The sequence below is a fragment of the Streptomyces sp. NBC_01352 genome (genome assembly GCF_036237295.1).
Lineage (GTDB): Bacteria > Actinomycetota > Actinomycetes > Streptomycetales > Streptomycetaceae > Streptomyces > Streptomyces plumbiresistens.
This window is the reverse complement of sequence record NZ_CP108354.1, coordinates 8,544,056-8,567,415: the sequence shown is the minus strand read 5'-3', so window position 1 is coordinate 8,567,415 and position 23,360 is coordinate 8,544,056. Positions and strand designations below refer to the sequence as shown.

The window sequence follows — 23,360 nt, the reverse complement described above, 5'->3', positions numbered from 1 at the left end:
GCCCTAGGTCTGCGGGGCCAGTTCGGGCCCGAGCGAGGAGAACTTCTCCTGGGAGACGACCCGCTTCGGCGGCCAGGTGATGTTGTCCGGCGGCCAGCTCTGGCCGGTCTTCTTCAGGAACCACTGGGGCGGCTCGTACATCGGCGGCTCGTAGCCGTCGGGGAGGGACGTCTTCCACTCGACGCCCTTCGTCCGCTCCGTGAACTCGGCCTTGATCGCCTTCAGCCGTTCGGGCTGGGTGATCAGGTCGACGGCCGTGGCCGCGAGATAGCGCGCGGCGGCGAGCAGGGCCGCCTGGCCGGGGGCGGCCGCCGCGCAGGAGGCGGTGGACCAGGTGTGCATCTTGGTGCCGATCGGGGCGAGCGCCGCGCCCATGGAGACGGTCGGCACGTTCCAGCTGATGTCGGCCACGTCCGTGGAACCGCCGCCCATGAACACCGGGTTGGGGGCGGTGAGCGCGGCGACCTCGGCGTGCATGCCCTTCTGCGGCAGCCCGAGGGACTCCTGCAGCTCCTTGGCCAGCTGGTGGGCCTCGTCGGAGTACTCGGGCGGACCTATCTGCCGCATGTTGTCGTGCATCAGCTCGGCGAAGGCCTTGGAGGGCAGCTGGTTCCAGCAGGCGGAGGTGATGCGGTGCCGCACCTTCGTCTGCGAGGCCTTGGCGGCGGCCTCCGAGACGGCGATCACCTTGTCGAGGAGGACCTGGACGCGGGCGGGGCTGCCCTCCCGTACGTAGTAGGAGATCTCGGCGATCTCCGGGGTGACGTTGGGGATGTCCCCGCCGTTGTTGATCACCCAGTGCAGGCGGCCGGACGGGGCCAGGTTCTCCTCGCGCAGGAACTCCGACATGGTCGCCATCATCACGGCCGCGTCCAGCGCGCTCTTGTTGCCGAGCGGGGTACCGCCGTGACCGGCGACGCCGAGGAAGGTGAAGGTCACGGCCGTCATCGCGGTCGAGGAGCCCCACCCGGTGGCGTTGGAGGTCGACGGGTGCCAGTCGAGGAACGCGTCGAGGCCCTCGTACACGCCCTTGCTGACCGCGTACGTCTTGCCGATCAGGGCCTCCTCGGCGGTGGAGCCGAAGAACTTCACGGTGACCGGAAGTCTGTGCTTCTTGGCGGCCTGCGCGACGGCCGCCGCGGCCGCTGCCGCCGCCGTGCCGAGGGCGCTGTGGCCGCAGCCGTGGCCGGGGCCGTAGCTGGGGGCGAAGGGGTCGTGGACGTACTCGCGCGGGTCGTGGTGGCCGACGCCCTTGTGCTGCGAGAGGCCGGGCAGGGCGTCGTACTCGCCGCTGAAGCCGAGGACGGGGCCGCCGCTGCCGTACGAGAAGGTCGCGGTGAACGCGGTCGGGAAGCCGGCGGTGCCGAACTCGACGTCGAATCCGGCCTTCTCGAGGAAGCCCGCCTCGGCGAGGGAGGAGTTCCACTCGCGCAGGCTGAGCTCGGCGTTCTCCCAGATCTCGGAGTTGAGAGCGGTGATCCGGCCCGAGTTGCCCTTGATCCAGTCCAGGGCGGTCGTCTTGGCGGGGCTGTCCTGGGCGAGACCGGTGGGTGCCTGGTAGGCGGACGGGGTGTCGTCGGCGGAGGCCGCCATCGCGGGGTCGGTCTCGGCGGCCATCACGGCGGTCGTGACACCGGCCGCGCCCAGCAGCTGCATGATGCGGCGGCGGCTCAGCGCCTGGCCGTTCGCGGACATCGTCTCGTGTTCATGCTGATCGTGCAGGTCACACACGCGCGCCTCCGGCGGTTGAGGATCGGTGCATCAGCCACGTGAAACGTGTAAACGATCAACAACCCTGGACCGGCAACGTTGCCGGGTCAACATGCGTGCATGACAAAGGTGTTACGCGCGGGGGCAACGGGAGACGGGAGGGTGAGGAGACGTACCCGCGCTCGGCGGACACACCTGGACGCCGCTGCATGCCGTGGGGATGACGGACGACGGGATCGCAGCACTACGCCGGGACGGTGTGGCCGCCTGAGCGCGGGTCAGGAACTCCGAACGCGAGGGCTCAGCGCCCGCCGAACAGCGAACGGCTCAGTCGGCGCAGTGGCGCGAACAGCGAGAGCCGCCTCACTCGCGCACCCCTGGGGCTGCGCTCGCGCGCGTCACGTGCGGTCAGCTCACGCATCAACGAGGTCGCCTCGACCGTCTCCCGTTGGGGGACGGCAGGACCGCCCAGCACCGAGAGATGGCGGTCGAGACGCGAACTGGTCGCGCTGCTCCCGCAGGTGATCGCAGGGACCCTCGCCCTGCTGCGCACTGTTATCTGTTCCATGTCACTCCCCACCCGTACGAGTCCACCCGGCCCGGGCAGGGTAACCCTATCGCCCCCTTGGGGCACTCGTGTATCGCGGTCACAGGATTCACCTTCCCTGTAAGGAGGTTGACGACTCCTCTTTGATCACTCTCCGAATCCAACCGATTTCAGGGCGAGTTGGACAACCGGCTGGGTAGTGGGCTGCGGTGATCCCCCGTCGGGCTCGACGGTCACAGCGAGTGAGGTGGCGGAGGTGTCGAGACCGGACGCCACCAAGGGCGTGTCGTCGTCGAAGAGCCCCAGGGAGCGCGGTTGCGCGTCGGGGCGCATGAGCCACAGTTGGCGCACACGGTCGCTCGGCAGGTCGTCGTATCCGCTCAGGGTGACGACCGCGCTCCCCTCCGAAGCGGAGGCGACCACTCCGATACTGCGGCCCTCGGTGTCCTGGCCCCTCGTCGCACGCGCGTCGGGAGCCGCGAGAACGTGGGCGATCTCACGCGCCTGGGCCCGCTCGGCGTTCAGTTGGTCCTCCGTCTGCCCGGCCTGGACGGCGAACAGGGACGCCACCACGAGGGCCGCGGCGGCGGTCGCCGTCGCGAAGGGCACGAACAGAGGGATCCGCCGCCGCTCACGGGGCGGCGGCTGCACCCCCCACACGTGCGGCGGCAACTGGGGCGTACGCGCGCGTGCCGCCTCCCGCGGGGCGTTCTCCTGCGGAGTGGTGCGTACGGCGGCCAGGACCCGTTCGCGCATCGCGGCCGGCGCCGGGGCGGCCGCCGACCAGGCGAGCCGGACGGCGTCCTCGGCCAGGGCGCGCACCTCGGCGGGGCAGCTGTCGCACTTCTTCAGGTGCTTCTCGAAGCGGCGGCGCTCGTCGGGTTCCAGGGCGTCCAGGGCGTAGGGCGCGGCCAGGGAGTGGAGGTTCTCGCGGCGGAACAGGCTCACGCCACACCTCCCAGGCACTCGCGCAGGCGGGTCAGTCCGTCACGCATCCTCGTCTTCACCGTGCCGAGCGGCAAGGAGAGTCGCTCGGCCACTTCACGGTAGGTGTACCCCTCGTAATAAGCGAGGGTGACCGACTGGCGCTGCAGAGTCGTGAGGCGGTCCAGGCAGCGGCGCACCCACTCGCGTTCGAGGCCGGCCTCCACCTCCTCGGTGACCTGGTCGAAGGCGGGGTTGTGGGACCGCCTCGCCTCGCGCTGCTCGCGTTCGCCGGCCGCGCGGGCGCTGCGCACCCGGTCGACGGCCCGGCGATGGGCCAGGGTGAGGATCCAGGACAGGGCGCTGCCCCGCCCCGGGTCGAACCGCCCCGCCGACCGCCAGAGTTCGAGCAACACTTCCTGCGACACCTCCTCCGACTGCGCCGGATCCCGTACGACCCGTCTCACCAGCCCGAACACGGGCCCGGACACCAGTCCGTACAACTCTTCGAACGCCCTCTGGTCACCACCCGCCACGAGCACCAGCAGCTCGTCCGCCTCCACCCCGGCTCCCCCTCTCCGCACACCGCACCCGGCCCGCCCCGTCCCACGAGGTATTCGCAACGAACCCACCTCCGGATGGGGTACGGATCAGCGGGCCGAAAACGCGGGCCGGGCAGGGAGAAAAAGAGTTTTCAGATTCGACCAATCCGGCCGGCCCCCCGCTCCGAATCCCCCGGCGTCAGGCAAGTTGGACTGAGGACGGACGGCATGACACCTATCTCCAGGAGCGGTTCGGGACGCAAGCACCTCGCGACCCTCGTATGTGGTGCGCTGGCCGCCGGGGGGCTCGCAGCCGCCGGCGTGACCGCGCTGGAACCGGGGGCGGCCGCCGCCTCCAGCCACCGGGAGGCCCCGCTGATATCGGGGCAGCCCCAGTACGACAACACGGACGTGTACGCGTTCGTCAGCCCGGACAAGCCCGACACGACGACGATCGTGGCGAACTGGATCCCCTTCGAGGAGCCGGCCGGCGGTCCGAACTTCTTCCCGTTCGCCGAGGACGCGCAGTACGACCTCCACATCGACAACAACGGGGACGCGCAGGGCGAACTGCTGTACCGCTTCACCTTCAAGACGCACGTCAAGAACGACAAGTCGTTCCTGTACAACACCGGGCCGGTCGAGAGCCTGGACGACCCGGACCTGAACGTCACCCAGACGTACGACATCGAGCTGCTGAAGCTCAAGAAGCAGAAGCTGGTGTCGAAGACGAAGGTCGCCGACGACGTGCCGGTGGCGCCGTCGAACGTGGGCAAGGCGTCCATGCCGGACTACGCCAAGCTGCGCGACCAGGCGGTGCACGAACTGCCCGGCGGCTCGACGACGTTCGCCGGCCAGGCCGACGACCCGTTCTTCCTGGACCTGCGGGTCTTCGACCTGCTGTACGGCGGGAACCTCACCGAGGTCGGCAACGACACCCTCAAGGGCTACAACGTCAACTCCATCGCCCTCCAGGTCCCGACCCACATGATCACCGAGTCGGCCGAGCAGCCGATCGTCGGTATCTGGTCGACGACCCAGCGCAAGAACGCGCAGGGCTACTACTCCCAGGTCTCGCGCCTCGGCATGCCGCTGGTCAACGAGGTCGTCAACCCGATCAAGGACAAGGACAAGTTCAACGCGTCCGCGCCCTGGGACGACGCCCAGTTCCTCGAGAACGTGACCAACCCGGAGCTGCCGAAGCTCATCGAGGCGATCTACAAGATCGACGCGCCCGACGAGCCGCGCAACGACCTCGTCGACGTCTTCCTGAAGGGCGTCAAGGGCCTCAACCAGCCGCCGCACGTGCGCGCGTCGGAGCAACTGCGCCTCAACACCTCGATCCAGCCGGTCGCCGACCCCAAGCGGCTCGGTGTCCTCGACGGCGACAACGCGGGCTTCCCGAACGGACGCCGCCTCACCGACGACGTGATCGACGCCTCGCTCCAGGTCGTCGAGGGTGAACTGCTGGGTGCCAAGAACGACCTGGGCGACGCCGTCGACAAGAACGACAAGGACTTCGAGAAGGCCTTCCCGTACGTCGCTCTGCCCACCGAGGGTTCCCGCGGCCCGCTCGCCAAGGGCACCACCGACGGCAACGACGTCCGCAGCCAGATCGGCGACGCGCTGCAGCCGACCGGTGCGGGCGGGACCGACGACACCACGCTGATCGCCGCCTCCGCGGGCGCCGGCGCGGCCGGCATCCTCCTGATCGGCACCGGCCTGATGTGGTGGCGCCGGATGAGGGGCCGGGCGTACTGATCCGTACTCCCCATTGACTGGCGCGGCCCGCACCTTCCCATTCCCCCACGGCGCGGGCCGCGCCGCAGCTTCCCTGCACAGCGAGCCGACCGAGGAGAGGGCATGGCCCGGCGTACGAACGACAGCGCACCGGAGAACGACCAGGGCGCAGAGCCGACGGCGCCGCCGGAGCGCGGGCGTGGCCCGGGCATGGACGCGGGGCCGGGACACGAGGGCGGTGCGGGTATGGCCGTGGCCGCGGGGCCGGGACACGAAGGCGGCGCGGCTGCGGCTGCGGCTGCGGCTGCGGCTGCGGTGCCCGTGGACGGGGCGAGCACAACCGCCGTGCCGGGGGCGGGGACGGGGACGGGGGCGGGCCCGGATTCTTCGGCTGCGCCAACCACCTCCGCCCCGGAGCCGGTCGCGCCGGAGGCCAAGGGCACCCCGGAGACGACTCGGCCCAAGCCGAGGGCCGACTCGAAATCACCCCAGCCGCGGAGCGCGTCCCGGGCGGGGGCGGGGACGAAGGCCGCGTCAGCGGATCCTCGGACCGGCGGCCGAGCTACCCCTAAGACCGCTCAGCCCAAGCCGGGGCCCGACTCGAAAGCATCCCCACCCCAGAACGCAACCCCGCCGGAGGCCGACACCGCGTCAGCGGACCCTCGGCCCGATACCCAAGCCACGCCGGAGGCGGCCCGTCCCGCTCAGGGCTCCGAAATCGCCGTGACCGATCAGCGCGTTGCCGCCGTGCGGCGGGTGGGGGCTGCCGGGCGGCGTTGGCGGGCCGCTCAACTGGCCGGTTGTGCCGTGCTGTTGGCCATCGCGTTCACCGCCGGTTCCATCGCGGTCGGTGCCGTGCGGGACGGCGGCACGGCGGAGGTCGTTTCCGCACCCGCCGCCGTGTCGCCCGAACTGCTCACCGGCGGTGACCTCGACGCGAGCATCACCGCCCTGCAGGCTCATCTGCGCGCCCAGCCGAGGGACTTCGGCGGCTGGGCCACGCTCGGTCTCGCCTATGTCGAGCAAGCCCGGACGAAGGGCGACCCGTCGCGCTATCCGCAGGCGGAGCGGGCGCTGAAGCGCTCCCTCGGCCTGGAGCCGGACAACGTCCAGGCGCTCGCCGGCCGCGCCGCCCTCGCCGCGGCACGGCACGACTTCGAGGACGCGCTCGCCTACGCCGACCAGGCGCTGGAGCAGAACCCGTACAGCGAGCGCGCCCTGTCCTCCCGTGTCGACGCGCTCGTCGAACTCGGCCGCTACGACGACGCGTTGAAGGCCGCCGAGCTCGCGGACGAGCGGCGGCCGGGCATTCCCGTCTTCACGCGGTACGCGTACGTGCACGAGCTGCGCGGCGACGTGCGCACCGCGCGCCGGGTGCTGGAGCAGGCGCTCGCGTCCGCCACGGCCCCCGGAGACGTGGCGTACGTGGCCACCGCCCTCGGCCAACTCGCCTGGAACCAGGGCGAGTACGAGACGGCCCTGGACCACTACGCCCGCGCCCTCGCCGCCGACGACACCTATCTGCCCGCCCTGGAGGGCCGCGCCCGCACGCAGGCCGCGAACGGCGACCGGGCGGCCGCGATCAAGGGCATGGAGACCGTCGTCGCCCGCTACCCGCTGCCCGGCCCGCTCGTCGCACTCGGCGAGCTGTACGAGGCCCGCGGCGCCGAGGGCGACCGGGCGAAGGCCGGCGACCAGTACGCCCTCGTGGACGCCTGGACGGCACTCGCCCGGGCGGGCGGCGTCAACGCCGACCTCGACACCGCGCTCGCCGCCGCCGACCACGGCGACCGGGCCGAGGCCCTGCGCGCGGCCCGCGCCGAATGGGCCCGCCGCCACACCGTGCACACCGCGGACGCCCTCGCCTGGGCCCTGCACGTCAACGGCCGCGACGAGGAGGCCCTGCCGTACGCCCGCCGGGCCACGGCCACCGGCTACCGCAACGCCGCCTTCCTCTACCACCGCGGTGTGATCGAACACGCCGCGGGCGACGAGAAGGAGGCCCGCACCCACCTGAAGGCGGCCCTGGATCGCAACCCCGGCTTCTCGCCCCTGGGCGCCCGTGAGGCCCGTAAGACGCTGGAGGCGGCCAAGTGAAGACCCGGCCCCAGCTCCAGCCCCACCATCAGTCCCGGCCCCGTCGCCGCGTCCTCGCCTCCGCCGCGGCCGTCCTCACGGCGGCCTGTGCGCTCGTGCTCGTGCCCTCGGGGACGGCCGGCGCCCATCCCCTCGGTAACTTCACCGTCAACCACTACGACGGCCTCGTCACCGCCCCCGGCGAACTGCGCGTCGACCACGTCGAGGACCTCGCCGAGATCCCGGCGACGCAGGCCGGTCCGGAGATCGAGCGGCTGGGCATGACCGAGTGGGCCCGGCAGCGGTGCGCCCGGGCCGCTGAGGGCAGCAGGGTCACCGTCGACGGCCGGGGGGTCGCCCTCACCCCGGAGAGCAGCACGGCACGCCTGCGCCCCGGCCAGGCCGGCCTCGACACCCTCCGCGTGGAGTGCCGCCTCACGGCCCCGCTCCCCGAGGGCGACGCCGTCACCCTCGGCTTCCGCAGCGCGGCCACGGACTCCGGCCCCGGCTGGCGGGAGATCACCGCGCGCGGCGACCGCACGACGCTCACCGAGTCGGACGTACCGACGACGTCGCCGTCCCGCGAACTGACCGCCTATCCCGAGGAGTTGCTCTCCTCCCCCGCCGACACCAGCACGGCCGCCCTGCGCGTCCGGCCCGGCGGCCCGGCCCTCGTCGAGGAGCAGACGGACGCCCCCGCCGCCTCCGTCCTGCCCCGCGGCGCCGACCGCTGGACCCGGGCCCTGGACTCCCTGGTCGCCCGCAACGACCTCACCGTCGGCTTCGCCGCGCTCGCCCTGCTCATCGCCGTCGCTCTCGGCGCGATGCACGCCCTCGCACCGGGCCACGGCAAGACCCTGATGGCGGCGGTGGCCGCGGCACGCGGAGGGCGGGCCCGGATGAAGGACGTCCTGCCCCTCGCCGCCTCCGTGACGGTCACCCACACCCTCGGCGTGGTCGCCCTCGGCCTCCTGGTCACGGCCGGCTCGGCGGCGGCACCCTCGGTGATCGCCTGGCTGGGCATCGCGAGCGGCGCCCTGGTGACGGTGGCGGGCGCGACCCTCGTACGACGGGCCTGGCGAAGCCGCCGACCGCCACACGGACACGACCACCCCCACCCGCACGACCACGACCACGGACACCCGCACCCGCACGCCCACGAGCGCACGCCGGTCCTGGTCGGCGCCCACAGCCACGCCACTCCCACGGGCCACACCCACGAAGCCCCTCACCCGCACGCCCACCCCCACCCCCACCACGACCACGACCACGACCACGACCACAGTCACGACCACGGGCACAGCCACGAAGGCGACCACCCCCACGCCCACCCCCACACCGTCGAACACACCCACGGCGGCTTCACCCACACCCACGCCACCGCCCCCACCCTCCGCGGCACGATCCTCCTCGGCTTCGCCGGCGGCCTCGTGCCCAGTCCGTCCGCCGTCGTCGTACTCGTCGGCGCCGCGGCGCTCGGGCAGGCCTGGTTCGGGCTGCTGCTCGTCGTCGCGTACGGCGTCGGGCTCGCCCTCACCCTCACCGCGGCCGGCTTCGCGGTCGTCAAACTGGGTACCGGAGTCACCCGGGTGCTGGACAAACGCCCGCGCTGGTCGAGCAGCCCGCTGACGGCCCTGGTCCGCCGGACCGCACCGCTGGGGTCCGCACTCGTCGTCGTGGCTCTTGGGGCCGGACTGGTGCTCAAGGGGGCGGCATCCGCACTCGGCTGAGTTACTTTTGGGGAGAAATCTCGCGGATGCGAAGAGGGGGCGCACGTGTCCGAAGAACCGGGCAGTGAACGTCTGATCGCGGGCCGCTACCGTCTGCTGTCCCCGCTCGGCGAGGGCGGCATGGGAACGGTGTGGCGCGCCCGCGACGAGTTGCTCAGCCGCGAGGTCGCCGTCAAGGAGGTGCGCGCGCCCTCCGGACTGCCCGGCGCGGACATCGAGCGGATGTACGCGCGGCTGGAGCGGGAGGCATGGGCGGCGGCCCGGATCTCCAACCGCAACGTGGTGACGGTGTACGACGTGGCCACCCAGGACCACCGCCCCTGGATCGTCATGGAGCTGGTCCGGGGCATCTCGCTGGCCGAGCTCCTGGAGGCCGAGGGCCCGCTCACACCGCAGCGCGCCGCGCACATCGGCGCGGAGGTGCTGGCCGCGCTGCGGGCCGCGCACGAGGCGGGGGTGCTGCACCGGGACGTGAAGCCGGCCAACGTCCTGCTGTCGAACGACGGACGCGTGGTGCTGACCGACTTCGGCATCGCGATGGTCGAGGGCAGCTCCGCGCTGACGATGACCGGCGAGGTCATCGGCTCGCCGGAGTTCCTGGCGCCGGAGCGGGCGCTGGGCCGCACGCCCGGCCCGGAGTCGGACCTGTGGTCGCTCGGCGTGCTGCTGTACGCGGCGGTCGAGGGCAACTCCCCCTTTCGGCAGAACACCCCGCTCAGCACCCTGCGCGCGATCGTCGACGAGGAGCTGCCGCCGGCGCACCGGGCCGGTCCGCTCGCCCCCGTGATCGAGGGACTGTTGCGCAAGGACCCGGCCGAGCGGCTGCCCGCCGACCGGGCCGAGCAGGATCTGCGGGTGATCGGCGCGGGAGGCACCCTCCGCTCGGACGCCGTCCAGGCCTCGCCCTACACGCCGACGATCGCCGCCTACCAGCAGCCGCCCCAGCCCCCGCCGACGCACGCCCAGTCGTCAGCGACGGCGCCCGTCCCACCACCGCCTCCGTGGACCCACTCCGGAGGCACGGCCACAACCACGACCGAGGAGCCCCGTCGCAACCGCCGAGCCGCCGTCGTCCTGATCGCCGGGATCGTCGCCCTCGCGCTGGCGGTCGCCGGGCTGACGTACGCGCTGCTGAACCGCGATGACGACGGCAAGGAGGCCGGAGGCCCCAAGAGCGAGACGACAGGCCTGAGTTCCCCCTCGGTGAGCGACCCCGACCGCAGTGACACGGCGGAGCCGAGCCGCTCCCCGAGCCCGAGCCCCAGCAGCAGCGCCACGACCTCCGCTCCGCCCGCGTCGGTGAAGGTCACGCTGGCCGGCGCGCACACGGAGTACACCGGCACCTGCCCGCCCCCGCAGGACGAGGCGCCCGCCTTCACGGCGACCCTCACGGTGGGCAGCCTGCCGTCGGAGGTGACCTACCGCTGGGTGTCCAAGGACGGCGAGATCATGGACCAGGGGTGGAAGACCCTCTCGTTCCCGGCGGGCGGCGGCCTGACCAAGCAGGACACGGCGTTCGTGACGACGAACGACGAGAACGGCAGCCTGGAGAACGAGATCAGTGTCGAGGTCCGCTCTCCGGTGGAGACGACGTCCAACTCGGTGCCGTTCTCGGTGACCTGCGTGACGGAGACCCCGCCGGACGGGGCCTCCGCTTCCGCTTCGCCTTCCTCCTGACGGTCAGGGCCTGGCCGGCGGATCATGCCGCAGACGCGGGGGCTGGTGCGCGCACCAGCCCCCGCTCACCGGCGTTCATCAGGCGCCGCCGATTTCCTGCGCCCCGATCCGCCGGCCAGGCCCTAGGCCAGGCCGTTGAGGACCGGCAGGTAGCCGCCGGACTGGCCGGCCGCCGTGGGGTGGTACGACTCGCCGATGTTCAGCAGGTTGAGGCTGTGCAGCCAGGAGCTTCCGGAGCAGAGCTCGTGGCCGGTGAAGGTGGTGCGGACGTCGCCGAAGACGTAGCCGAAGTTCGCGGCGCGCTTGGCGATGGCGGTGTCGAGATAGTCGGCCGCGTCGTTGATCGCCTTCCGTTTGGTCTCGGAGAGGCCGAGGCAGGCGGTGCCGAGCTTGTAGAAGCGGGGGTAACCGAGCACGACCACGCGGGCGTTGGGCGCCTTGGAGCGGATCGCCGAGTAGACGCCGTCGAGCTTTCCGGGCAGCGTCGAGTCGACGTACGCCTTCGCGGTGTTGATCCGGGACAGGCAGGCGCTGTCGGACTGGAGCACACAGGTCGTCATGACGTCGGCGAACCCCGCGTCGTTGCCGCCGACGCTGATCGAGACGAGGCCGGTGGTGGCGCTGAGCGGGGTGAGCTGACTCGCCAGAACATCACCCGTTCGGGCGCCCGAGCAAGCGGTGAAATGGAACGACGAGGGTGAATGGGCGGCGGCCCAGAGGTAGGGATAGGCCTTCGTGCTGCGCTTGCAGTCGCCGCTCGCGGAGAGGTAGCTGCCCGCGCCGACCCCGGAGGAGTAGGAGTCGCCGAGGGCCACATAGCCGCCGGGGGCGGCGAGTTGGGATGCCTGCGCGGTCGTGGCCCCGGTGAGGGCGGTGACGGCGGCGAGGAGGAGCGAGCCGACGTAAGCGGCAAATCGGGAACGTCTCATGGAACCTCCCTTTAGCAGGATCTCTGCCACAACCGTCGTAGCAACTACGCGTGTTGACGGGAAGTGTTCATGCCAAGACTTTTCGGGCGCGCTGACGGCGCGTTGGATTACGCGTCCATGACAAACATGTGACAGGTCCTCAAGTCCCTTGATCTACGCCCGTAGACCACTGATTCTTTACACAGCCGCGGGGCGGAACGCGACGCTCCACGGCCGTGCGTGCGACAACGCGCGCACCCCCCACAGACGCGCGCCCCACCCAGGCATGCGTCGCCTATGAGGAGGACTCCCTCGTAATGGCACAACTGCGTAGCAACAAAATCCGGCTCGCCGCGATAACCAGCCTGGCGACCGCCGCCCTCGTGGGCGGACTCACCACCCTCCCCGCCCAGGCCGCCCCCGCCCAGGGCAAGGTCCTGGCCGCCGGATCCCCCACGGCCATCAAGGACAGCTACATCATCACGCTCAAGAAGGACGCCGGCTTCAAGGCGTCCTCCAGCGAAGGCAAGAGCCTGATCAAGGAGTACGGCGGCTCGGTCAAAAAGACGTTCGGCGCCGCGCTGAACGGCTACACCGCCACCCTCTCCGCCACCGAGGCCAAGAGACTCGCCGCCGACCCGTCGGTGGCCGTGGTCGAGCAGAACCAGCGCGTCCAGCTCACCGACACCACCCAGTCCAGCGCGCCCTGGGGCCTGGACCGCAGCGACCAGACCTCGCTGCCCCTGTCCGGCACCTACACCTACCCGGACACCGCGGGCACCGGTGTGACGGCGTACGTCATCGACACCGGCGTACGGATCACGCACTCCCAGATCAGCGGCCGTGCCTCGTACGGCTACGACGCGGTCGACGGCGACACCACCGCCTCCGACGGCAACGGCCACGGCACCCATGTGGCCACCACGATCGCGGGCTCGACCTACGGCATCGCCAAGAAGGCGAAGATCGTGGCGGTCCGCGTGCTCGACAACGCCGGCTCCGGCACCACCGCGGGTGTGATCGCGGGCATCAACTGGGTGACCAACAACCACTCCGGCCCCTCGGTCGCCAACATGTCGCTCGGCGGCGGCGCCTCCACCACGCTGGACAACGCCGTGGCGAACTCCATCGCCAGCGGCGTGACCTACGCGGTCGCGGCCGGCAACAGCAGCGCCAACGCCTCCTCGTACTCCCCGGCCCGCGTCGCCTCGGCGATCACGGTCGGCGCCACCACCAGCACCGACGCCAAGGCCAGCTACTCGAACTACGGCTCGGTTCTGGACATCTTCGCCCCCGGCTCCTCCATCACGGCCGGCTGGTACACCAGCGACACCGCGACGAACACCATCTCCGGTACGTCGATGGCGACCCCGCACGTCGCGGGCGCGGCCGCGGTCTACCTGGCGGGCCACACCTCGGCCACCCCGGCCCAGGTCGCCACGGCCCTCATCAACGGCTCGACCACCGGCAAGGTCACCAGCGCGGGCACCGGTTCCCCGAACCGCCTGCTGAAGATCGTGCCGTAAGCAACCGCAAACCAGTTCCCCGTGCCCGGTACCGGGCACGGGGAACTGCCGTTGTCCGGCTTCGCAGTCTTGACGATGCCCGGGCGACTGCGCGACATTGAAGCCCGGCATCCGGCGCTTCGGGGGGCAAAGTCGCCAATGCAGACCATACGTGGCACAACATCTTCAACGGCGGACGGCGCCGAGGGGGCGCGACCAGGACCGGGGAGGGACCTGGCGCCGCTGCTCGCGGGCGCCGCGACGGCCGTCGGGGGGTTCGGCGCGGTCCTCGCACTCGCCGGCTCGGACTCACCCCTGCGCGGCCCGCTCACGCTGTTCTACCTGCTCGCGGCACCCGCCGCGGCCATCGCCGCCGCGCTGCGCGGCCTCGAACCCTTCGGCCGGACCATCGCCGCGCTCGCGGGCTCGGTCGTCGTCAACATGCTGGTGGCCCAGGGCATGCTGGCCCTGCACAGCTGGTCGGTGCGCGGCGGGATCGTGGCCGTGACCGCGATCAGCGGTGTGCTTCTCCTGCTGGTTCTGCTACGACGACCACGTGGCCGTACGACGACAAGGCAGGGCATCTGACGTGGACATCAGCGTGTACCGCCCGGGCGAGCTGAGCGCGGCCGACCGGACGGCGTGGACGGCGATGCAGTCCAAGGCCCATCTGCTCGGCTCGCCGGAGCTGGCGAACCCGTTCCTGTCCCCCGAGTTCGCGCTCGCGGTGGGCCGCTACCGGCGCGGAGTGCGGATCGCGGTCGTGCGGGAGGCCGGCGAGCCCGCCGCGTTCTTCCCGTACCAGCGGACCGCCACCGGCGTCGGCCGGGCGATCGGGCTCGGCATCTCCGACGCCCAGGGCGTGGTGCACCGGCCCGGGTTCGCCTGGGACGCCCGGGAGCTGCTGCGGGCCTGCGGGCTCGCCCTGTGGGAGTTCGACCACCTGGTGGAGGGCCAGCCCGCGTTCGAGGCCGCGGCCACCGGGACCTTCCCCTCGCCGGTCATGGACGTGGACCAGGGCTACGAGGCCTATCTCGGCCAACTCCGCGCCCGGTCACCGAAGTTCACGCGTACCACGCTCGCCAAGGAGCGCAAGCTCGGCCGGGACGCGGGCGAGGTGACGTACGTGCACGACGAGCGCGACCCGGCCGCCCTGCGCACCCTGATGAACTGGAAGTCCGCGCAGTACCGCAGGACCGGGCGCAGCGACCGCTTCGCGCACGACTGGATCACCCGGCTCGTGGAGCACCTGTTCCACACCCGCTCCGAGTCGTTCGCGGGGATCCTGTCCGTGCTGTACGCGGACGGCAAGCCGATCGCCGCGCACTTCGGGCTGCGCACCGAGCGGGTGCTCGCGTGCTGGTTCCCGGCGTACGACCCGGCGTACTCGAAGTACTCTCCCGGCCTGGTGCTGCATCTGCGGATGGCCGAGGCGGCCGCCGCCGACGGCATCGCCTATCTGGACCTGGGACGGGGCCAGAAGGAATACAAGGACTCCCTGAAGACACGTGAGCTGCAGGTGTCCGAGGGGTGGGTGACCCGGCGTCACCCGGTCGCGGTGGGACATCGTGTCCGCCGCGCTCCGGTCAGGGCACTGCGCAACGCGGTGGTGTCCCGTCCGGAGTTGTTCGAGCCGGCCGACAAACTGCTCAAGCGGGCGGGAAAGATCCGCTCGTTCCGTCGGTAACGGTCAAACCAACAAAAACGTGAGGGCTCGTTCCAGGTCTTGCCATACGGGTTCAATCGTCAATACCGTCGTACATCTCACCCGCATCGGTCCATCACTACGCGGCTCTAGGGGAGGGCTCAAGGACCGCGATGGCCCGGCGCGGGGCGCGGTAGGGGGGTGCCGTGCTCGGTGACCGTACTGGTGACCGAGTCGTGCCGCGCGGTCGACAGCCGTTTTCGGCGGCCGGCCAGCTTTGCCAGCTCACCCGGCAGGTGCGGAGCTCAATTCCGTGCTGCCATGCGTGAGAAACCCCCCTTTCGAACCGGACACAGAAACCGGACCGCCCAGGGGCGGGCGGTCCACCGGACGAGAGGGACCAGACTCATGAGCTTCGATCTGCGCCCGGCCACTTCAGGCCAGGACGCCTTACTGGCCGGCCAATACCGACCGATCTCCTCTCACCTGGCCATCACACCGCCGGTGAGCGTGGTGATTCCCGCCATGAATGAGGCGGAGAATCTCCCCTACGTCTTCAAGACCCTTCCGAACTGGATCCATGAAGTGGTCCTGGTGGACGGCAATTCCACCGACAACACCGTCGACGTCGCCCGGGAGCTGTGGCCGGACGTCAAGGTCGTCGAGCAGCGCGGCAAGGGCAAGGGCGACGCCCTGATCACCGGGTTCAACGCCTGCACCGGCGACATCATCGTGATGGTCGACGCGGACGGCTCGGCCGACGGCAACGAGATCGTGTCGTACGTCTCCGCCCTCGTCTCGGGCGCGGACTTCGCCAAGGGGTCCCGCTTCGCCAACGGCGGCGGCACCGACGACATGACCTTCATCCGCAAGCTCGGCAACTGGGCGCTGTGCACCACCGTGAACCGCAAGTTCGGCGCCCGCTACACGGATCTCTGCTACGGCTACAACGCGTTCTGGCGGCACTGCCTCGACAAGATCGACCTCGACTGCACCGGATTCGAGGTCGAGACCCTGATGAACATCCGGGTGGTCAAGGCGGGGCTCAAGGTGCAGGAGATACCGAGCCACGAGTACCTCCGGATCCACGGCACCAGCAATCTGCGGGCCGTGCGGGACGGGATCAGGGTGCTCAAGGTGATCCTGCGGGAGCGCTCCAACCGGCGTGCCCTGCGCAGCCGTAAGCACCACTCCCCCATGCTCGACTCGGTCCGGGGAGAGGTGTCTTGAGCGGTCCCGACATCTCCGTCGTGATCTGCGTCTACACCGAGGACCGCTGGGAGGACATCCTCGCGGCGGTCTCCTCGGTGCGGGCGCAGTCCCGGCCGGCCCTGGAGACCCTGCTGGTCGTCGACCACAACGCGGCTCTCCTGGACCGGCTCACGAAGGAGTACAAGGAGTACAAGGAGTACAAGGAGTCCGGGAACGGATCGGTCGTGCGGGTGCTCGCCAACGCGGGCCCTCGCGGCCTGTCCGCCGGCCGCAACACCGGCATCGCCGCCTCGCGCGGCGAGGTCGTCGCCTTCCTGGACGACGACGCCGTCGCCGAGCGGGACTGGCTGCGGCATTTCGCCGAGGCGTACGCCGATCCGCGGGTGATGGCCGTCGGCGGCCGTACGGAGCCCATCTGGGCCTCGGGCCGCCGGCCTGCCTGGTTTCCCGAGGAGTTCGACTGGGTGGTGGGCTGCACGTACAAGGGGCTGCCGCCCGGCCTGGTGCGGGTGCGCAACGTGCTCGGCGGCAACGCGTCCTTCCGGCGCAGCGCCTTCGACGCGGCGGGCGGCTTCGCCACCGGCATCGGGCGCGACGGCGACAAACGCCCGCTGGGCTGCGAGGAGACGGAGCTGTGCATCCGTCTCACCCGGGCCCGGCCGGACGCGGTCCTCCTGATCGACGACCGGGCGGTGATCCACCACCGGGTGCCCGAGGCGCGCGAGCACTTCGGGTACTTCCGTACGCGCGCGTACGCCGAGGGCCTGTCCAAGGCCCTGGTGGCGCGAAGCGTCGGCGCCGACAAGGGGCTGGAGTCGGAGCGCCGGTACGCCACCCGGGTCCTGCCTGCCGGGGTGGCGCGCGGGCTGCGGGACGCCCTGCTGGCCCGGCCGGGCGGCGCGGGCCGGGCGGGCGCGATCGTCGCCGGGGTGTTCACGGCGGCGGGCGGGTACGTGGTGGGCAGTGTCCGGGCCCGCCGGGGCGGGGCAACCTTTTCGGTGGCTCCGCTGTCGGACAGCGAGGGGGGAAGACATGACTGAGGCATCCGTGCCGATCCTCATGTACCACGCGATCGACACCGACCCGAGCGAGGCGACCCGCGAACTGTCGGTCACACCCGACGACTTCGCGGCCCAGCTGGCGCTGATCGGTGACCTGGGCCTGACCCCGGTCACCACCGCCGGTCTCGCCGCCCGCTGGCGCACCGGCCGCCCGCTGCCCGCGCGGCCCGTCCTGATCACCTTCGACGACGGCTACGAGGGCGTGCACCGGCACGCCCTGCCCGTGCTCGCCAAGCACGGCTTCGCGGCCACCCTGTTCGTCTCCACCGGCTGGATCCGCGGCCCGTACGACACCGGCGCCGGCCTCGACACCATGCTCGACTGGGACCAGGTCCGCGAACTGGCCGCGGCGGACGTCGAGATCGGCGGGCACAGCCACACCCACCCGCAGTTGGACCAGCTCGACGACGACAGGCTGCGGCACGAGCTGATCCACTGCAAGGAGATCGTCACCGACGAACTCGGCACCGTCCCGACCTCCTTCGCCTACCCCTACGGCTACTCCAGCCGCCGGGTGCGGCAGGCGGTGCGCGAGACGGGCTACGGCCAGGCGCTCGCCGTGGGCAACGGCCTCGCGCGCCGCCGCCAGGGGCCGTACGCCCTGCGACGCGTCACCGTGCGCCGCAGCACGGGCATCGAGGAGTTCGAGCGGCTCGTCCAGGGCCGTGCGATCGCCCGGAACTTCGCCCGGGACCGTGCCCTCACCAAGGGGTACGCCCTGGTCCGCAGAGCACGCCAGGTCCGCCGGAAGGCCATCCGTTCCCGTGTCTGACACGACCACGACCACGACCGAGGACACCTCGCCCGCGACCGGGGCGCCGCAGCGGCCGGGGCGCCGGCTCCGGCTGCCCGGCCTCGGCCGGTCGCCGGGGGGCAGCCAGCTGTTCCGCAACGCCTACGCCCTGATGCTCAACACCGGCATCTCCGCGGTGCTCGGCCTCGGGTTCTGGCTGGCCGCGGCCCGCTACTACTCGGAGGCGGCCGTCGGCCAGGGCTCCGCCGCGATCGCCGCGATGAAGCTGCTCGCCGGTCTGACCGCGGTGACCCTGACGGGGGCGCTGGCCCGCTTCATACCGGTCGCGGGCCGTGCCACCGGGCGGCTGATCTTCCGTACGTACGCGGGCAGTTCGGTGGTCGTGGCGCTGGCGGCGGGCGTCTTCCTGCTGACCCTGGACATGTGGGGGCCGTCGTACCGCTTCCTGAACCCGCCCATCAACGGGCTCGGCTTCGTGGTGGCGGTGGTCGCCTGGAACCTGCTCACGCTCCAGGACGGGGTGCTGACCGGGCTGCGCAGCGCGCTGTGGGTGCCGGTCGGCAACACCGTGTTCTCCGTGGTGAAGCTGGGGCTGCTGGTCGCGTTCGCGGTGGCCATCCCCACGACCGGCGTGTTCGTGTCGTGGGTCGCGGCGATCGCCTTCTCGGTGCTGCCGCTGGGCTGGCTGGTGTTCCGGCGTCTGGTGCCCCGGCAGGTGAAGGCGACCGAGGAGCACGCGCATCCGCCGAGCTGGAAGGAGATCGGGCGGTTCCTGGCCGGAGACTACACCGGCTCGCTGTTCTCGCTCGCCGTGGTGTACCTGATCCCGGTGATCATCGCCTCGCAGGTCAGCTCCGAGGACAACGCGTACTTCTACATCACCGCCACCATCGGCGGCACGGTCAACCTGCTCGCCATCAACATGGGCGCCTCCCTGACCGTCGAGGGCTCGCACGATCCGCGGCGGCTGGCCGGCAACACCCGGGCCGCGCTCAAGCGGATGACCCGGATCATGCTGCCGGTGGCCGCGGTGCTGTTCTTCGGAGCGCCGTGGATCCTCGGCGTCTTCGGCGCGGGCTACGCGGACGCGGCCACCGGGCTGCTGCGGTGGTTCGCGGTCGGCGGGCTCCTGCGGGTCGTCATCGAGACGTACTTCGCGGTGCTGCGGGCGCAGAGCCGCACCGCCGGACTCGCCTGGCTGCAGGGCCTGCTGTGCGTCCTGGTCCTCGGTCTGACGCTGCTGCTGCTTCCCCGCATGGGGCTCGTCGGCGCGGGCGTGGCGGAGATCTCGGCCCTCACGTTGATCGTCGCGATCGCCGCACCCAAGCTGTACAAGATCGTCCGGGGTGCGTCGGGTGCCGCCTCCGACGGCGCGGCACCCGACGGGGACCTCGCCGACCTGGGGGCGCGCGAGGTCCCCGCCCCGGCGGCGCACAAGCGCGGGCCCGCCTGGGCGCTCGACCAGGACACGCTCGCCCTGGGCATCCACGTCGACTTCGACCACCTGGAGCGCCGGCCCGACGTACGCCCGGGCCCCGGCACCCCGCCCGCCGGCACGCCCGCGGTGCACGAGGACCATCGGCCCACCTGGGCGCGCAAGCGGGAGCTGGGGCTGCCGGTCGAGGCGCGCGAACCGGGCTCCGAGGCGTCCTTGGGGCCGGTCGAGGCGGAGGTGGACGCGCCGTTCGAGGAGCCGGAGAACCGCGAGGAACAGGAGAAGGTCGTACAGGAAGAGGCACCGGAGACCGAAGAGGTACGGGAGCCGGCGGAGGTACCGCCCCTGGCCTGGCATGCGCGTCTGCTGCCCACCCGTCTCGGTGTGGTCCTCGGCTGCCTGCTGACCGCCGCGCTCCTGCTGTACTGGGTGCCCGCGCTGCGGCTCGGCGAGGCCGACCTGGACGAGATGGGCGGGCTCGGGCTGATCTCCGTGCTGCCGACGGCCACGCTCGTCGGCGCCGGGCTGCTGGTGGTGGTCTTCGCCTCGCTGCTGTGGCTGGGCCGCGAGCACCGGACACTGCTGCTGGTCACGCTGCTGGCGACGCTGGTCTCGCTGCACGCGCTGCCCGCCGTGATCGAGACCGAGCCGCGCTTCGCGACCGCCTGGCAGCACCTCGGCTTCCTCGACTACATCGACCGGACCGGGACCGCGGTGCCCGACCTGGACGCCCGCTGGAGCTGGCCGGGCTTCTTCGCGGCCGCCGCGTTCGTGCTGAAGGCCTGCGGGGTCAGCGACTTCACCGAGGTCATCCGCTGGTGGCCGCTCGCGATCCAACTGCTGTATCTCGCGCCGATGTTCCTCCTCGTCCGCTCGATGCGGGCGAGCTGGCGGGCCAAGTGGACCGGCATCTGGATCTTCGTGCTCAGCGGCTGGGTCGGCCAGGACTACTTCTCCCCGCAGGGCTTCACCTATCTCCTCTACCTGGTCTTCGTGGCGGTGCTGCTCGTCTGGTTCCGGGCACCGGGCGTGATCTGGACGAAGCGGCGCCCCGGCGAGATCGAGGTCGAGCCGACCAACCGGCGGCAGCGGGCCGTGCTGCTGATGGTGGTGATCGGCCTGTTCGCGGCGAGCGTCCCGGCCCACCAGCTCACCCCGTTCGTGATGCTGGGCGTGCTGACGGTGCTCGTCCTGATCGGGCGCAGCGAACTGCGCGGGCTGCCTGTCCTGTTCGGCGTCCTGGTGACCGTGTGGATCGGCTTCATGGCCGAGCCGTACTGGTCAGGACACTTCAACGAGATGTTCGGCGGGGTCGGCGGCGTCGGCGGCAATGTGTCGTCCTCGGTGTCCGGCCGGATCGAGGGCGGCAGTTCGACCCACAAGCTCGTGCTGTACGTGCGGGTACTGCTCGCCGGCGGGGTGATGGCCTTCGCCTGTTACGGCTGGTGGCGGCGGCGCGAGCACAAGTACCGCGAGCGGTCGCTGCTGGTCCTCACCTTCGTGCCGTTCCTGGGCTTCGGCATGCAGTCGTACGGCGGCGAGATGGCCCTGCGGGTCTTCATGTTCGCCCTGCCCGGCGCGGCCCTCCTCGCGGGCCTCGCCCTCTTCCCGCGCACCGGCGTCACCGTCGAGGAGCGCGACAAGGACCGGGTGAGCCTCGCTCCGCTGGCCGCGCTGATGGCGGGCCTGGTGCTCATCGGCGGCTTCCTGGTGGCACGCTGGGGCAACGAGCCGTTCGAGCGGACCCGCAGCGGCGAGATCGCCGCCATGGAGTACGTGTACGCGCACGACGATCCGACGGCTCGTCTGCTGTGGTTGAGCAACGACACGGTGAACGTGGTGACGCCGTCGCTGCCGTGGGGTTCGAAGGACATGGAGAAGGTCGAGTACGTGCCCACGCTGGCGCCGACCGACCCGGTGCTGGTGTCCGGCCTGGTCAAGGCGCTCAAGGACGCGGGCCCGAACTCCTACCTGATGATCAACCGCAGTCAGGTCGTCTACCTCCAGCTGGACGTGGGCTACTCGGCCAGCTGGGAGCCGCGGCTGATCAAGAACCTGGACGCGCGGAAGGAACTGAAGAAGGTCTTCGTCAACGAGGACGTGACGATGTACGCGCTGGCCAAGCAGCCCGAGGGCAAGGTCCCGGCCGCGGACCCCGGTCCGGTCGGGCCGCTGGTGACCTGGACGCCGTGGTCGGTCGTCGGGGCGCTCGCGGCGCTCGCGCTGATCGTGCTGCTCTCGGCCCGGGAGGTCGTCCGGGTCGCCGTGCGGCCGAGTGTGCGGCAACTGCGGTGGATGCAGAGCACCTTCTGGTTCTCGCTGCCGTTGCTGGCGGTGCTGCTGGCCGCGTTGGTGCAGCGGTTCCTGACGATGAAGTGACGCGGGCGCCGGAAGAAGTGGCGGAGGTGACGGTCAAGTGGCTCAGCGCGTGAGCCACTTGACCTGGTACGCCTGCAGCACGACCTCCTGGCCGTCGACCTTCGTGCTGATCGTCCGGTCGAGGGTGTTGACGACCAGGATCACCTTGTCGGTCGCCAGGACCCGGACGTCGGGCGAGTCGACCGGCACCGTCCGGTAGGCGGTGTCCGGCGGGAACTCGCGGCTGAAGCGCGCGACCAGGTCGTACATGGGCAGCTTCTCGCCGCCGCTGCCGGCGTGGGTCGGCGTCCACAGGCAGCCGGGGCAGTCGGTGCCCTTCTCCTTCTCCGGGTTCCAGTAGAAGCCGGAGGAGGCGCCGCCCTTGACCATGGCGATCATCCCGGCGGCCTGGACGGCGACCCGGCGGGTCTCGGACCAGCCCTTGCGCTCGTCCTTGCCGTCGGCCGGCTCGACGTAGTACTCGGCCCACCACAGCGGCAGTTCGCCGGTGCGCGCCCGCACCCAGTCGCCCACCGCGGTGAACTTGTCGGTGGCCGCGAACTCGTCGGGCAGCAGCTCGTCGTCCTGGGTGTAGCTGGACCCGTCCACGACCACGAACTCGGCGCCCACCTTGTGCTTGTTCCAGTGGTCGAAGGCGTCGAGGACCCGCTGGTCCATGGCACCCCAGGGGCCCCTGAAGGTCGCCGAGGCGTCCTCCGACCGCGGGTCGAGGCTGTCCATGACCAGGTAGGGCCCGCCGACCATGATGTCCTCGTCGACCTTCTTCAGGGCTTTGTGAACGAGGTTGTAGAGCTCGGTGTACCCCTCGTAGTCCCAGCGGGCCTTCGCGTCGTTCCAGAAGCCCTTGAACTCGTTCCAGACGATGAAGTGGCGTACGTCCGGATAGCGCTTGGCGACGGTCGCTGCCAGGTCGGCGAAGTCCTGGTAGTGCTCGGGCTCCGGGGCGGTCTCCAGGGCGGCCTGGCTCCAGTCCGTGTTGTCGACGCCGGCCTTGCCGCCCTTCATCCAGTCGGGGGCGCAGCACAGGGTGATCACGGGCGTGCCGCCGGACGCGCGCATGAAGTCGACGCGGAGGTCCATCGCCTCGAAGTCGTAACGCCCCTTCACCGGCTCGGGGTTGTCGGCGCCCCAGCCCATGAGGTGCTGGATCTGCGGCAGGCCCCCGGCCTCGGACAGCCGCCCCTCGACGCGCTCGACGGCGGCGGCACTGCCCTCGTCGGCGCTGAACTGGGTGTGGGTGAAGCCCCAGCCCACGTCCGGCCCGGTCACGGCCGGCGCGGCGGTGGGCGTGCCGTGCACCTTGTCGCCGTCGCGCGAGGTGCCCTCGGTGCCCGAGCCGCCTCCGGGAAGCGTGTTGAGGAGGGTCACCACCAGGGCCAGAGCGGCCACACCCACACCGAGCAGCGCGGTGAGCCGCCACCGCCCCACCCCCGAATTCCACCCATGACGTCCCATCGAGGGCAACGGTAGCCGCCTTGATGGTCTTTGCGGCAGATGTCGTGGGTGCCCAGCGGA

17 protein-coding genes are annotated in these 23,360 nt (G+C 71.3%); 11 read left to right on the top strand and 6 right to left on the bottom strand.

Translation table 11 applies throughout. The features are described from left to right. Positions 1-3 precede the first annotated feature (3 nt). The 4 genes from OG252_RS39385 to OG252_RS39370 form a co-directional block, all read right to left on the bottom strand. Positions 4-1,695, bottom strand: a complete 1,692-nt coding sequence (locus tag OG252_RS39385; protein ID WP_329342202.1) for an amidohydrolase — start codon at positions 1,693-1,695, stop codon at positions 4-6. A gap of 316 nt (positions 1,696-2,011) precedes the next feature. Further along, positions 2,012-2,278: a hypothetical protein gene (locus tag OG252_RS39380; protein ID WP_266442263.1), complete on the bottom strand. Its 267-nt coding sequence runs from the start codon at positions 2,276-2,278 to the stop codon at positions 2,012-2,014. Positions 2,279-2,404: 126 nt separating this feature from the next. Further along, positions 2,405-3,205, bottom strand: a complete 801-nt coding sequence (locus tag OG252_RS39375; RefSeq protein ID WP_266442260.1) for an anti-sigma factor — start codon at positions 3,203-3,205, stop codon at positions 2,405-2,407. Beyond that, a complete protein-coding gene (locus OG252_RS39370; protein ID WP_266442257.1) occupies positions 3,202-3,744 on the bottom strand; it encodes a sigma-70 family RNA polymerase sigma factor in 543 nt (180 codons plus the stop codon). The genes OG252_RS39375 and OG252_RS39370 overlap by 4 nt, the downstream gene beginning before the upstream one ends. 207 nt (positions 3,745-3,951) lie before the next feature. On the opposite strand from OG252_RS39370, the gene OG252_RS39365 reads away from it, so the two are divergent. The 4 genes from OG252_RS39365 to OG252_RS39350 all read left to right on the top strand — a co-directional run bounded on the left by OG252_RS39365 (position 3,952) and on the right by OG252_RS39350 (position 10,946). Continuing rightward, positions 3,952-5,484 carry a DUF4331 domain-containing protein gene (locus OG252_RS39365; protein WP_266442255.1) on the top strand — a complete coding sequence of 511 codons (1,533 nt, stop codon included), beginning with the start codon at positions 3,952-3,954 and terminating at the stop codon, positions 5,482-5,484. 189 nt (positions 5,485-5,673) lie between these two features. Continuing rightward, positions 5,674-7,560 carry a tetratricopeptide repeat protein gene (locus OG252_RS39360; RefSeq protein ID WP_443068511.1) on the top strand — a complete coding sequence of 629 codons (1,887 nt, stop codon included), beginning with the start codon at positions 5,674-5,676 and terminating at the stop codon, positions 7,558-7,560. After that, complete coding sequence (locus OG252_RS39355) at positions 7,557-9,269, top strand: urease accessory protein UreH domain-containing protein (protein WP_329342196.1); 1,713 nt, start codon at positions 7,557-7,559, stop codon at positions 9,267-9,269. The genes OG252_RS39360 and OG252_RS39355 overlap by 4 nt, the downstream gene beginning before the upstream one ends. Positions 9,270-9,314: 45 nt before the next feature. Beyond that, positions 9,315-10,946, top strand: a complete 1,632-nt coding sequence (locus OG252_RS39350; RefSeq protein ID WP_329342194.1) for a serine/threonine-protein kinase — start codon at positions 9,315-9,317, stop codon at positions 10,944-10,946. A gap of 122 nt (positions 10,947-11,068) precedes the next feature. Here the strand turns inward: OG252_RS39350 and OG252_RS39345 are convergent, their stop codons facing one another. Beyond that, positions 11,069-11,875: an SGNH/GDSL hydrolase family protein gene (locus tag OG252_RS39345; RefSeq protein WP_329342192.1), complete on the bottom strand. Its 807-nt coding sequence runs from the start codon at positions 11,873-11,875 to the stop codon at positions 11,069-11,071. 296 nt (positions 11,876-12,171) lie between these two features. On the opposite strand from OG252_RS39345, the gene OG252_RS39340 reads away from it, so the two are divergent. The 7 genes from OG252_RS39340 (at position 12,172) to OG252_RS39310 (ending at position 21,845) form a co-directional block, all read left to right on the top strand. Further along, positions 12,172-13,380, top strand: coding sequence for a S8 family peptidase (locus OG252_RS39340; protein ID WP_266442243.1), 1,209 nt, complete (start codon positions 12,172-12,174; stop codon positions 13,378-13,380). 138 nt (positions 13,381-13,518) lie between these two features. Then, on the top strand, positions 13,519-13,947 hold the full coding sequence (locus tag OG252_RS39335) for a hypothetical protein (RefSeq protein ID WP_329342189.1): 429 nt from the start codon (positions 13,519-13,521) through the stop codon (positions 13,945-13,947). Position 13,948: 1 nt separating this feature from the next. Further along, complete coding sequence (locus OG252_RS39330) at positions 13,949-15,046, top strand: GNAT family N-acetyltransferase (RefSeq protein ID WP_329342187.1); 1,098 nt, start codon at positions 13,949-13,951, stop codon at positions 15,044-15,046. A gap of 366 nt (positions 15,047-15,412) precedes the next feature. Beyond that, positions 15,413-16,234 (top strand): glycosyltransferase family 2 protein, encoded by an 822-nt coding sequence (locus OG252_RS39325; protein ID WP_266442232.1) that lies wholly within the window; start codon positions 15,413-15,415, stop codon positions 16,232-16,234. Then, a complete protein-coding gene (locus OG252_RS39320) occupies positions 16,231-17,256 on the top strand; it encodes a glycosyltransferase family 2 protein (RefSeq protein WP_329342185.1) in 1,026 nt (341 codons plus the stop codon). The genes OG252_RS39325 and OG252_RS39320 overlap by 4 nt, the downstream gene beginning before the upstream one ends. Beyond that, on the top strand, positions 17,249-18,049 hold the full coding sequence (locus OG252_RS39315) for a polysaccharide deacetylase family protein (protein WP_329342183.1): 801 nt from the start codon (positions 17,249-17,251) through the stop codon (positions 18,047-18,049). Before OG252_RS39320 ends, OG252_RS39315 begins: the two co-directional genes overlap by 8 nt. Then, positions 18,042-21,845 carry a lipopolysaccharide biosynthesis protein gene (locus tag OG252_RS39310; protein ID WP_329342181.1) on the top strand — a complete coding sequence of 1,268 codons (3,804 nt, stop codon included), beginning with the start codon at positions 18,042-18,044 and terminating at the stop codon, positions 21,843-21,845. The genes OG252_RS39315 and OG252_RS39310 overlap by 8 nt, the downstream gene beginning before the upstream one ends. Before the next feature lie 42 nt (positions 21,846-21,887). Here OG252_RS39310 and OG252_RS39305 read toward each other — a convergent pair whose 3' ends face one another. Further along, positions 21,888-23,300 (bottom strand): GH39 family glycosyl hydrolase, encoded by a 1,413-nt coding sequence (locus OG252_RS39305; protein ID WP_329342179.1) that lies wholly within the window; start codon positions 23,298-23,300, stop codon positions 21,888-21,890. Between the last annotated feature and the right edge of the window lie 60 nt (positions 23,301-23,360).